The 11,805-nt window shown below is 63.8% G+C and carries 8 protein-coding genes; 4 read left to right on the top strand and 4 right to left on the bottom strand.

The features are described from left to right. The first annotated feature begins 40 nt into the window (after window positions 1–40). Window positions 41–1,330, top strand: coding sequence for a right-handed parallel beta-helix repeat-containing protein (locus ACLJEU_RS19575; RefSeq protein WP_414664194.1), 1,290 nt, complete (start codon window positions 41–43; stop codon window positions 1,328–1,330). A 45-nt stretch (window positions 1,331–1,375) separates the two neighbouring features. Here the strand turns inward: ACLJEU_RS19575 and ACLJEU_RS19580 are convergent, their stop codons facing one another. Then, complete coding sequence (locus ACLJEU_RS19580; protein ID WP_414664195.1) at window positions 1,376–1,933, bottom strand: dihydrofolate reductase family protein; 558 nt, start codon at window positions 1,931–1,933, stop codon at window positions 1,376–1,378. A 518-nt stretch (window positions 1,934–2,451) separates the two neighbouring features. On the opposite strand from ACLJEU_RS19580, the gene ACLJEU_RS19585 reads away from it, so the two are divergent. Further along, entirely contained in the window at window positions 2,452–3,024 is a 573-nt protein-coding gene (locus ACLJEU_RS19585; RefSeq protein ID WP_414664196.1) for a hypothetical protein, read from the top strand. Between the two features lie 102 nt (window positions 3,025–3,126). Here the strand turns inward: ACLJEU_RS19585 and ACLJEU_RS19590 are convergent, their stop codons facing one another. Next, the gene (locus tag ACLJEU_RS19590) at window positions 3,127–4,431 is read right to left on the bottom strand and encodes a hypothetical protein (protein ID WP_414664197.1); all 1,305 of its coding nucleotides are present in this window, start codon (window positions 4,429–4,431) and stop codon (window positions 3,127–3,129) included. A 93-nt stretch (window positions 4,432–4,524) separates the two neighbouring features. After that, window positions 4,525–7,134: a tetratricopeptide repeat protein gene (locus tag ACLJEU_RS19595; protein WP_414664198.1), complete on the bottom strand. Its 2,610-nt coding sequence runs from the start codon at window positions 7,132–7,134 to the stop codon at window positions 4,525–4,527. A gap of 236 nt (window positions 7,135–7,370) precedes the next feature. Between ACLJEU_RS19595 and ACLJEU_RS19600 the strand changes: the two genes are divergently transcribed. Both ACLJEU_RS19600 and ACLJEU_RS19605 read left to right on the top strand, forming a co-directional pair. Further along, window positions 7,371–9,836, top strand: a complete 2,466-nt coding sequence (locus tag ACLJEU_RS19600; RefSeq protein WP_414664199.1) for a type I restriction-modification system subunit M — start codon at window positions 7,371–7,373, stop codon at window positions 9,834–9,836. After that, window positions 9,833–11,005, top strand: a complete 1,173-nt coding sequence (locus ACLJEU_RS19605) for a restriction endonuclease subunit S (protein WP_414664200.1) — start codon at window positions 9,833–9,835, stop codon at window positions 11,003–11,005. The genes ACLJEU_RS19600 and ACLJEU_RS19605 overlap by 4 nt, the downstream gene beginning before the upstream one ends. A 295-nt stretch (window positions 11,006–11,300) precedes the next feature. Here the strand turns inward: ACLJEU_RS19605 and ACLJEU_RS19610 are convergent, their stop codons facing one another. Continuing rightward, window positions 11,301–11,798 carry a hypothetical protein gene (locus ACLJEU_RS19610; RefSeq protein WP_414664201.1) on the bottom strand — a complete coding sequence of 166 codons (498 nt, stop codon included), beginning with the start codon at window positions 11,796–11,798 and terminating at the stop codon, window positions 11,301–11,303. Between the last annotated feature and the right edge of the window lie 7 nt (window positions 11,799–11,805).

Consider the following 11,805-nt stretch of genomic DNA (forward strand, 5'->3'; position numbering starts at 1 on the left):
GAAGTCGTCAGCCCCCGTTCGGACCCACAGCGTCCGGCCCATGAACCCCCGCTCCCGCCTTTCGTGGGCCGCCGTCCTCGCGTTCGCGCTCCTCCCCTTCCAGCCGACCACCGCCGCCGAATTCTACGTTCACCCCGACGGCCACGACGCCCATCCGGGCACGCTCGCGCAACCGTTCGCGTCGGTCACGCGCGCGCAGGAGGCGGCCGGGCCGGGCGACACCGTCTGGCTTCGCGGCGGCAGCTACGTTTTCAGCGGCACCACGATCGAGATCGGCGTGTTGCTCACCAAGAGCGGCGCGGAGGGCAAGCGCATCAATTATTGGGCGTACCCGAATGAGACGCCGGTGTTCGATTTTCATCAACTCGCCACGCCCGTCCGGATCCGCGGCTTCAGCGTCAAGGCCAGCTGGCTTCACCTGCGTGGACTCGAAGTCCGCGGTGTGCAGCAGATCCTGACCAACACGAACGAGTCGTGGGGCATCCGCGTCGAAGGCGGCAGCCACAATAGTTTCGAGCGGCTCAACCTGCACCACCACGAAGGGCCGGGATTCTTCATCGCCGACGGCGGCGACAACCTCGTGCTCAACTGCGATTCCCATCACAACTACGACCCCGATAAACGCGGCGAAAATGCCGACGGTTTCGGCGGCCACGCCCGTCAGGACGGCAATGTCTTCCGCGGCTGCCGCGCGTGGTCGAACAGCGACGACGGCTTCGACCTGATCCACGCCCGGGGCGTGCACCGCATCGAACACTGCTGGGCGTGGAGCAACGGCTTCGTGCCCGACACCGACCAGCGCGCCGGCAACGGCGGCGGCTTCAAGATGGGCGGCTGGCTGCTCAATCCCGCACGGTTCCCGGGTCACATCGCGGTGCACGTGATCCACCACAGCCTCGCGTTCAACAACCGGGCGGAAGGTTTCAACGCCAACTACCACCCGGGCCTGCTCCGCTTCTACAACAACACCGCGTTCAACAATCCCACCCAGTTCAACCTGAAGGTGGCGCCGCGGCTGACCAAGCCGGTCACCCACGTGCTGCGCAACAACGTCGCCCTCGGCGCCGCCCCGCCACTGTCCGGCCACGAGCGCAACCCGCCGGATGATCAGTTCAACTCCTGGAACCTCGAGACGGTCACGGTCACGGCCGAAGACTTCATGAGCACCGAGCCCAAAGGCGTCGACGGACCGCGTCAGCCTGACGGCGGACTGCCCGAGCTCCCCTTCATGCGACCCAAACTTGGCAGCCGCCTGCTGGACGCCGGGATCGCGGTCGAACTTCCCTTCAAAGGTCCGGCGCCCGATCTCGGAGCGTTTGAGGTGAAGTAATCTTGAATCGCCGGGATTCCGCTCGTGTCGCTGAGTTGATCTGAGTCAGCGCGCGCGCCGGTAGTGCAGGGCGACCGCTCCACTGCGCAGCGGCTTCGCCGAGACCAGCTCGAGCCGTCGCGTGCTGGGCAGCCCGCGCTGGAACAGGGTCGGGCCGTGGCCGGCGATTCTGGGGTGAACGAGGAACTGATACTCGTCGATCAGATCCAGCCGGTCCAATTCGGTCGCGAGCTGGCCGCTACCGAGGAGCACGCCGGCTGGGGTGGCGCCCTTCAGCTTCTGCACATTCGCGCGCAGGTCGCCGGCGAGGAGATGGCTGTTTTTCCAAGGGAAGTCCGTTCGCGTCGATGACACCACGAACTTCGGCTTGGCCTCCAACTTGACCGCCCATGCGCGTATCGCTCCCGGCGCCTCCACGTCGCCACGGGCGACCGCCGGCCAGTAACGCTCCATCATCTCGTAGGTGACGCGGCCCCACAGCATCGCGCCGCTCTCATCCATGAGACGGGTGAAGAAGGCGTGGGTCTCGTCGTCGGCGATTCCCTCCTGATGGTCGACGCAACCGTCGAGGGTGACGTTGAGGCTGAAGGTCAGAAATCCCATGGCGGCAAGTCGTGTCGCGGACCTTAGGGAAGGAGCGACGCGGGTCGAGTGCTTTGCCGCCGCCGAGTACTATCGTGCCCGATCGAACGGGTTTTGCCCGTCATTGATGTCATCCTTCTGCGCGTGGATTGTTCGCCCGCATACCTGAATGCGAAAGTCCACACGCTCGCATCCCAGGTCGTGCACCCATCCAGCGGTGGGACGCGCCACGGCCAATCGCAGACGACCCGTCACCTCAAGTTTCCACGAGACTGCCGCACCATCAGCGACGACCACGAGGCCGTCTGGCCCAACTCCGCCCCATCACGTTCCCCTTCTTCTCGGCCGGAGAGACATGGCTTGATGGACCACGGAAGGGTGCCACCCACGCGACAAGCAGCCGCCACCGAATGTCGGCGTGGAAAAAACACGATGTATTCCAATCCAGTTACAATTGCATATAGGCACGCGAGTCCTTCCCTCGCCGTCACGCCGTCATGACGGCGATCTCCAACTCACTATATATATAATCCGATTCCATGAAAGCTACCCCTCGTCTCGTTCCTGTACTGCTGGTCTTCCTGCTCGCGGGCCCCGGCTACGCGCGAGTGCAGCCTGCTGTCCACGGCGGTCCGACCCCCATCACCGTAGCTGAACTCGAAAAGGCCCAGCGCGGCTGGTGTGACGCCTTGCTCTTGATCAGCAAGACTCACCGCGAAGGTGGGGACACAAAAGCCCTCGCGGGAAAGATTATCGATGCGGCCTATAATTACGCTCAGGCGCCGGTCCTGTTTAAACCGACCTTGGCCTATGGTGAACACACCTTCCGCACGACCCGCGAGGGGGCGCTCGCGTATTTTGCAGGCGGCAACCCCGCCTTCCCCGAGGACACCGGCTTCGCGCTCAAGCCGTGGGCCAGTGCCCGGTTCGACAATGCGGCCACCTATATTGAAGGCGATCTGGGCATCACCATGGGGCACGTCATCCTCACGGACACCTCTGGCAAGGAGACCAAAGTAGAGAAAACCTGGATGTTCCGCCGCGGCGATGACGGCAAACTGCGCATCGTCCTCCACAAATCCAGTATCCCGTACTCTCCGGAGAAAAAATAAACCCTGACCACTCCGGTCTTAACGCCCCGGATCGGTTCAGGCCGACCGGGGCTTTTCCTTTGGACCCGGTGGCAAAGGGTCTGCCCGTCGCATACGCCGTACTTACTCGACTGACTTGAGGCCCGCCGTGTTCACTGTGTAGACGCGATAGCGATACGTCTTCCCCGGAGCGGCGCTCGCGTCCGTGAAGCGCATCGCGATCAGCGGCTGCGTGGGTGTATCGCTATACTGGAGGTTCTGAAAAACGGGCCGACCATACCGATTCACCGCGCGCTCGGGGACGGTGGCCAGCGGTTCGCCGTCGCGTTCGATGACGAACTGGGCGAGGCCGCTCTCGAGATCGGCGTCGGCTTCCCACGTGACGATGTTCTCCCTGACCTGGACATTGCGCGGCGCCGGCGGCGGAGTCGCGTCCGGCACTTGGGTATCGGTGACATACCGGGCCCAGGCCCGGGCCACGTTTTCGTTCGGGAGCCAGATCGAGCGTTCGCGGGCACCGGTGAATTGCGCGGCCGCGACCGGCGCGACGAGGGTGCCGGCGTTGAGATAAAGCGGTGCAAGAAACGCGAGCTTGTCCGGCATCTTGCGCAACGGCTCGCCCAAGGACTCCGGCAGGCGCGCGGTCAGGCAGGCGTCGAACCACGGGATCGCCAGATAACGCTGGTTGCCGCACTCATGGCTCGTCAGCGGATCGACAGCCACGCCGATGAGGGCCCCTTTTCCCCGCAGCTCGGTGAATAAGCGTTCCAGGTGGGGCCACACTCCGCCGAAACGCTCGTCCTTCACGGTGACGCCCTCCTTGGTGCCGAGATTGCACATCATCGGCACGCCCAAGGTGGCGTCCCGAATGGAAAACGCCGAGGGCGCCCCCGAGCGCATCCAGACCGCCGCCACGCGCTCGGGGTGGACCAGCGTCATGCTGCCCACCCACGTGCCGCCGCCACTGTGTCCCCACAGCGCCCAAGGCACGCGCGCCAGTTCCGGGTGGCCGGATTTCGCGCCGAGTTCCTGCAGGGCCTTTTGAAACGCGCGATCGGAACCATTCCGCGGATCACACCAAAGCGCGCACGGGGCTTTGTCGGGTTGCTCGTAGGCGGGGGACAGCAACGCGCAGCCGTGTTTCCTCGCCAGCGCCTGCCAGTGGAGATCGTATGCCCCGGTGAGGCCGGATTTGCACGAGCCCTCGCCGCAACCATGCTGGTGCACCACCACCCCGCGGAGCGTTTTCACGCCCGCTGGTATCCAGATCGTATAGTTGACGGGAAACGTCAGCTCACCGGGAGAGGTCGAGGCCTCGTATCGAACCCGGTAATACGGCGGCTCCGCGGCGGGAAACACCTCATACGGTGGCGTCTGGGCGCAAAGGAGGCCGGCGCCGGCAAAAAGCAGAAGGAAGAAAGCGCGCATGGATAGGCGTTGAAATGCTGGGGGTGTGGCAGAGGTGATCCGGAGTCCGTCGTCAATCCGCTCGATCTCTCCACGTTGAGCTGCTGGGAGAAATCACGGTCTCGCTTCCCCCGAACCACCGCAAGCCGGGCATCGCACATTATTAGTCGACCGTTTTTCCGTCAGCCTCGTCCCGTCCACTCGCATATAGATATCCGTGCCGCCCTTGGCCGCGACATCGAACACTTCTCCGGTCCCCAGACAGCGTCGGCATTTTTGAGCGACGACCTCCTTGCGCCCCCGGGCCTGCGCCGCGGCCCGCTCCGCCTCCAGCTTCATCACCCTCTCACGCTCGAGTTGCCGCTCTCGAGCCGCGACCTTCGGATCCTTCGGCAGGATTTCCACGAGACCGATCCCTTGTTCCTCTCGTGGAGCTCTGGGTACGGGCGGCTTGAATTCCAGCTGCGCCACCAGGGCAGGCAGCTCTTTCATCGCCAGCTCCCGTTGACCCGAGGCGATCAACACCTGTGCCCGGTGCAAATTCAGTTGCTTGCCCAATCGCGTGCGCGCCTCCGGCGTCACGCTTGCCTCTTTCACCATCGCGTCGATCTCCGCCAGCACATTGAGCCACGCCGCCGCCACCGGCGCGCTCATGGGCGCGAGCACCTTGTCACCCAGTCGCTTGTCCAGCAGCTGAACCGCCTGACCCGCACTCGATGAAATCGAAAGACTCATCCCCCACTCCCCACTGCGATTGGCCTCCATCCGCTGCTTGAAATTCCCCGGCGTACCGCCCGAGCCCAGCGCCTGCCGCCACACCACCGAGGGCACCTTGACCCAAGCCTCCGGCGTCACGGGTTTTGTTTTCGGATCCGCGCCCTTCCACACCCAGGCATCAAGCTCCATCACATGCCGGCCGAGCGGTGTCTGCTCGACTCCGGCCGGCGGTCGGAAAGGAAATCTCACCTGGGCCGACGGCATCTCATTCTGCGCAGCGCCCCAGTCGGTCACGTCCAGGGCGCGCGCCGGATCGGCCGTCCACTCCCACACAAAATCCGCCAACGACGACGCAATGAAGGGCACGTCGTCGTGCTGTTTCATCCGGAGCCGCCCGACCTCGTTTGTCACCCGCAACGCCACCACCGTTGCGATGCCCGGACACATTCTCGGTAAATCAGTCGCTCCCTCGGCCAACGGCATCACGTCGGTCAACAAGGTGGACAACTCCCCAGTATTTTCCGGTGGCGCAGAATTCAAGCGCCGGCTGCCGGCTAAAAGAATTTTCAACTTTTGCGTGAGCACCCCGGGAGCGCCGCTCACATAATCCCGTCCGCCCGACTCATTGAACCAACGGTGTCGTTTCGCCGCGTGCAGGGCCGCCGTATCTTCCGGCACACACAGCAAAGCGAGCGTTGTCCGCTGCCGCGCGTTGGCCCACGCCTTGGCCGCTTCTGCCGAATTCGCCGGCAGCGTCAGCCACCGCAGGTGCGCGATGAGCGCCCCTTCCCGGCCGATCTCCCCCCAGCGCGCCCGGCCCTCCGCCGTTTCGAGGTCAACCGCCGACGGCCCTCGGCCCCACTGCGCCAAAAATGCCTTCTCCAGCGCCACCACGCGATCGGCCCCGCCGCTCAAGCGCTCGCCCGTCAGGGCCTGCCGGAGGGGTGAATCCGCCGCCAGCTTCGCTGGAGCGGGCAAGGATCCCGCCGGCCAGAGCGGATCGATCTGCCGCAAACGCTTCAACAGGGCCCTCTCGACCGGCAGTGCCGCAGCATCCGGTTCGGGCGTGCTCGCAAGCACATGCACCGCCTCCAGGACATCCGCATTCACTTCGGAGCTCTTGTCCGGCCACCTGTCTTCGGTGAAGGCCACGGCCGCCGCCACCCGGGCCCACAACACCTGCCGCGCGGAGAACGTCGGCAAGGCTTGGCCCGACTTCAATGCCTCCTCCGCCGCTCGCAGCGCGTTGAACACATCGCCGTCGGCCAAGCGCGTTTCGGCAAAAAAACGCAATCGCCCCAGCTCAGGTGCACTGGGTTCCATCGCCTCCGCCTGCGCCAACGCAGCGCGCACTGACTGACGCAGCCGTTCCGCCGCCGGAAATTTTCCGCCCGCCGCCGTGATCGCACGGGTGCTGAGGTCACGCGCAGAAGCAACATTGCCTTCCTTGGCCACGTTGCGCGCCGCCATCAATAATGCATCGGGCAACGCGTCACCCAACGGAAATACATCCACCGTGTTTTCCGATACGCCGCCGGAATTCATTTCCTGCAAGAGCAGGAAAATATGGGGCACCCCCGGATCAATGCCGTAAAAGAACATATTGGGATCATCCTCCTTGCGCAGTTCGGCAGCCGCTTTGATCAGGGCCATTGCCTCCTCCTTTTTCCCGCGCTGCCACGCTACTTCCGCCAACCCCGCCGCGACCGGAACGCTGTTGGGCGTCAATTTCTTCGCCGCCAGAAAATCATTCCTGGCATCCAGCAGTCTCTCATCGCGCAACAACCACCGTCCCCGCCGTTCGAGCCATTCCGCGCGATCCGCCGGCGAAGCCGCCTCCGGCTGATGTTTATCGGCTTCGAACACGTTACCCGCCGCCACGGCCACCGCGCTCGCCTGCGCCTGAGCCCGTTGCACCGCCGTGAGCTCAGCCCGCAGCACGGGCAAAAAGCCCACCAGCCCACCGGCAATCACCCCGACAATAGAGCCGCGCGCCGAGGTTTTCATGTCTCCCCCCAAACAGCCCGTCCCCCCGCCCCGAAGCAACCCCGAACCCCTCCCCAGGAACGAGCCAAGGAGTCCGGCCGTAACAGGTCACTCTCGCGACGATCCGCTCCGCAGGACGTGAGCGGGTGGGTGCTGTTTCGTTCGTGAGGTGTCACGTCCAGCCCCCTTGGAAGGGCCTTCCGCTCTAAATACTTCTCGCCTGCCCTGCGCCGCGTCCGCGACCTTCGCGCCCGACCATGGCCATCAAGAAGTCCGACCTTTATTCTTCCATCTGGTCGTCCTGCGACGCCCTCCGCGGGGGCATGGATCCGAGCCAATACAAGGACTACGTCCTGTTCATGCTCTTCATCAAATACGTCTCCGACAAATACGGGCACGCCGACGCCTTCGTCGCGCCCGTCGTGATTCCGCCGGGCTCCCACTTCCGCGACATGATCGCGCTCAAGGGCAAGTCCGACATTGGCGACAAGATCAACACCCAGGTCATCCAGCCACTCATCGACGCCAACAGCCGCCTCGCCCGCTCCGACTTCCCCGATTTCAACGACTCCAACAAGCTCGGCGAGGGCCAGGACAAGGTCGACCGCCTCACTCACCTCATCGGCATCTTCCAAAAGCCCGAGCTCGATTTCTCCGCCAACCGCGCCGACCACGACGATATCCTCGGCGACGCCTACGAGTATCTGATGCGGCACTTCGCCCAGGACAGCGGCAAGTCCAAGGGCCAGTTCTACACGCCGTCCGAAGTCAGCCGCGTCATCGCCAAGGTGCTCGGCATATCGCCCGCCAACACCCGTGCCGCCACCTCCGTCTACGATCCCACCTGCGGCTCCGGCTCCCTCCTCCTCAAGCTCGCCGCCGAGGCCGGCAAACACATCACCCTCGAGGGCCAGGAGAAGGACGTGACCACCGCCGGCCTCGCGCGGATGAACATGATCCTGCACGATTTCCCGACCGCCAACATCCTCACGGGCAACACCCTCGCCACCCCCAAGTTCAAGGACGGCGACCAGCTCCGCACCTACGACTACGTCGTCGCCAATCCGCCCTTCTCCGACAAGGCGTGGACCACCGGCCTCACGCCGTCCGCCGATCCCTACCAGCGTTTCGCCTGGGGCGAGCCGCCCGCCAAGCAGGGCGATTACGCCTACCTGCTCCACATCGTCCGCTCGATGAAGAGCACCGCCAAGGCCGCCTGCATTCTCCCCCACGGTGTCCTCTTCCGCGGCAACGCCGAAGCCGTCATCCGCCAGAATCTCGTCCGCTCCGGCGTCCTCAAGGGCATCATCGGCCTCCCCGCCAATTTGTTCTACGGCACCGGCATCCCCGCCTGCATCCTCGTCCTCGACAAGGAGAACGCCTCCGCCCGCCGCGCCGTGTTCCTCGTCGACGCCTCCCGCGACTTCATCAAGGACGGCAACAAGAACCGCCTCCGCGAGCGCGATCTCCATCGCATCGTCGATGTGTTCACCCACGGCGAGGAGCAGCCGGGCTACTCGCGCCTCGTCCCACACGCCGAGATCGAGAAGAACGACTTCAACCTCAACCTGCCGCGCTACCTCGACAGCCAGGAGGCCGAGGACGTGCAGGACATCTCCGCCCACCTGCGCGGCGGCATCCCGGCGCGCGACCTCGATGCGCTCACGGCGTATTGGAGCGTCTGCCCCGATTTGCGCACCGCCCTCTTCAAACGGGTCCGCGCCGGCTATTTTTCCGTCCGCGTGCCGGCCACCGCACTGCGCTCCACCATCCAGGATTTCCCGCCGTTCGCCGAACTCATCTCCGGCCTCAGCGCGCACTTCGACCGCTGGCGCAAGGCCGCCGCCAAACGCCTGCGCCAGGACGTCCGGCGCGAGAGCCAGCCGAAGGCGGTCATCCACGCGCTCTCCGAAAACCTGCTCGCCCACTACGAAGGCCGTCCGCTGGTCGACGCTTATGCCGTCTACCAGCACCTGATGGATTACTGGGCCGCCACGATGCAGGACGACTGCTACCTCATCGCCGCCGACGGCTGGGTCGCGAAGACCAGCCGCATCCTCGAAACTGACAAGAAGGGCAAAACCAAGGATCGCGGCTGGACCTGCGATCTCGTGCCCAAGCCCCTCGTCGTCGCCCGCTACTTCGCCGCCGCGCAGGCCGCGCTCGACGCGCAACAAGCCGCGCTCGAAACCGTCACCGCCCGCCTCGCCGAGCTGGAGGAGGAGCACGGCGGCGAGGAAGGCTGCCTCGGCGCCCTCGACAAAATCGCCCGCCCCGAGATCACCGCCCGGCTCAAGGAATTGAATCCGAAAAGTAGGGCGGAACCTCCGGGACCGCCCGCCGCAAGCGCCTCGTCTTCCGACTCCGACACCGCCGACGAAATCTCCGCCCTCCGCACCTGGCTGAAACTCGCCGACGAGGAAGCCGCGCTCAAAAAGGCCATCCGCGAATCCGATGCCGCCCTCGACCGCGCCGCCTACGAAAAATATTCCGCGCTCGGCGAAGCCGACGTGCAGACCCTCGTCGTCGACGACAAGTGGCTGCACACCCTCGCCACCGCCGTGCGCGGCGAGGTCGACCGCGTCTCGCAAACGCTCACCAGCCGCATCCGCACCCTCGCCGATCGCTATGCCACGCCCTTGGCCGAGTTGGAGGCGGAAGTCGCTACCCTTGCCGCGAAGGTCGACGCTCACCTGAAAAAGATGGAGTCCGCCGCCTCATGAAACCCGGCTATAAACAAACCGAAGTCGGGGTGATTCCGGAGGATTGGGAGGTCAATCGGCTTGGTGACCTCGCGCGTTTCATCACAAGCGGCTCAAGAGGTTGGGCTCAGTTTTATTCCGACGCGGGCGCGCTGTTTATCCGGAGCCAAAATATTGGCGATGGCAGGTTGTGCTTCGACGACAAGCAGCACGTTTCACCTCCATCAGACTCGGAAGGCAGTCGCACCAAGGTGGAACAAAACGACGTATTAATCACAATTACAGGTAATAGCGTTGGTAACGTCGCATTCGCGGAGCAGGCCTTCGACGAGGCGTATATTAGCCAGCACGTTGGGCTGGTGAGATTGAAGCAGCCAGAAACCGGATCATATATATGCCGCTACCTCTCCCCCAATTCGCCCGGAAATCCACAGATTTCCGGGAGTCAGTCAGGTCAAAGTAAGCCAGGGTTAAACCTGCAAAATCTACGAGATTTCTGGATCGCTTCCCCGCGAACCACGACCGAGCAACGCGCCATCGCGGAGGCGTTGAGCGATGTGGATGGACTGCTGGGCGGGCTGGACCGGCTGATCGCCAAGAAGCGCGACCTCAAACAGGCCGCCATGCAGCAACTCCTCACCGCCCAAACCCGTCTCCCCGGCTGCTACGGCAGGTGGGTGAAAAAACGGCTGGCAGATATAGCACCGCTACAGCGTGGATTTGATCTACCCAACCCACAGCTGAAGCACGGTCCTTACCCGGTAGTTTATTCAAATGGGATACTGAATTATCATGTCTCCTACCAAGTGAAAGGGCCAGGTGTGGTAACCGGGCGATCTGGAACTATCGGGAGGGTGACTTTTCTCGAAGAAGATTACTGGCCTCACAACACCTCGCTCTGGGTGACCACATTCAAGGGAAACGACCCCAAATTCATCTTCTATCTCTATACCAAACTTGGGTTGGAGCAGTTCGCTACAGGTTCGGGCGTGCCAACACTGAATCGGAATGACGTTCACGCCTTTCAATTTTCGATACCATCCACCGTCGCTGAACAAACCGCGATCGCCGAGGTGCTGGGTGAGATAGACGGGGAGCTGGCGGCCTTGGAGCGCCGCCGCGAAAAGACCCGCGCCCTCAAGCAGGCCATGATGCAGCAACTCCTCACCGGCCAGACCCGCATCGTCTGATCTCTCATTCGGAAAAGGGAGATGTCCGATCCGGCGAAAATAAAAAACCGATGGATATAGGTTTCGCTGGTTCTGAGACCCGAAACACACGGCATGAAGCCGAGTTTTGTCCACCGGTGGCGTGGTTGAAGCGGACGCAGGCCTCCAAGTCAACCGACCCGCGCCGCTTCCTTCGGAGACAACGTCTCCTGGCTACTTCCGCATCTGTGGGCGGGGTGCCCACAGCGGTCACAGCATAACTTGATCTGCTCTACGGTGACGCTCTCCGTACGGCGGCCTTCCAACGCCGCGCCAGCTACGCCCGCCACGCCCTGATCCGCGCCTCGCATTCCTCCTTCGGCAGGCGACTGCCGGCAGCACAAATGCGTTCCAGCCGTTCAATCGCGTCCCTCTTGGGCAAGACACTCTCCTCGACCAACTGGTCGAGGACCCAAAGCACGCCGCGTACCGCCACGTTGTCGGCCTTGGCCGTGATGCGCATGCGGCGGTCGCCGGTCAGCAGGTCCGCCTTGAGGCGCAGCGCGAGCAACACCGCGGAGGCGTCGGCGAGACTGATGCCGTTGCCTTGGGCATAGGTCACGATTTCGGGCAGGTCGGGCGCCGCCGTCGTGTGCTTGTGAATCAGCCCGGCATCGACAAACGCCGAAACCGCCTGCCACTGCGCCTCCCGCCGCACCTCGCCGAGCACAAAATCGGTCGTATGCGTCTCGATCTTGAGCTGAAACCAAAGCCCGAGCAGATCGCCCTCGGCGAGGTCGATCAGGATGCTGGCATCTTTGACTGCGATGCGCATCGGATGC

The organism is Terrisphaera buseokensis (genome assembly GCF_047521145.2).
In the GTDB taxonomy this organism is placed as follows: domain Bacteria; phylum Verrucomicrobiota; class Verrucomicrobiia; order Opitutales; family Opitutaceae; genus ER46.

What these genes read in the sequence shown, in the direction of transcription:
- ACLJEU_RS19580 (WP_414664195.1), bottom strand. Translation starts at nt 1,933, where the DNA reads ATGGGATTTCTGACCTTCAGCCTCAACGTCACCCTCGACGGTTGCGTC.
- ACLJEU_RS19600 (WP_414664199.1), top strand. Translation starts at nt 7,371, where the DNA reads ATGGCCATCAAGAAGTCCGACCTTTATTCTTCCATCTGGTCGTCCTGC.
- ACLJEU_RS19590 (WP_414664197.1), bottom strand. Translation starts at nt 4,431, where the DNA reads ATGCGCGCTTTCTTCCTTCTGCTTTTTGCCGGCGCCGGCCTCCTTTGC.
- ACLJEU_RS19605 (WP_414664200.1), top strand. Translation starts at nt 9,833, where the DNA reads ATGAAACCCGGCTATAAACAAACCGAAGTCGGGGTGATTCCGGAGGAT.
- ACLJEU_RS19575 (WP_414664194.1), top strand. Translation starts at nt 41, where the DNA reads ATGAACCCCCGCTCCCGCCTTTCGTGGGCCGCCGTCCTCGCGTTCGCG.
- ACLJEU_RS19585 (WP_414664196.1), top strand. Translation starts at nt 2,452, where the DNA reads ATGAAAGCTACCCCTCGTCTCGTTCCTGTACTGCTGGTCTTCCTGCTC.
- ACLJEU_RS19610 (WP_414664201.1), bottom strand. Translation starts at nt 11,798, where the DNA reads ATGCGCATCGCAGTCAAAGATGCCAGCATCCTGATCGACCTCGCCGAG.
- ACLJEU_RS19595 (WP_414664198.1), bottom strand. Translation starts at nt 7,134, where the DNA reads ATGAAAACCTCGGCGCGCGGCTCTATTGTCGGGGTGATTGCCGGTGGG.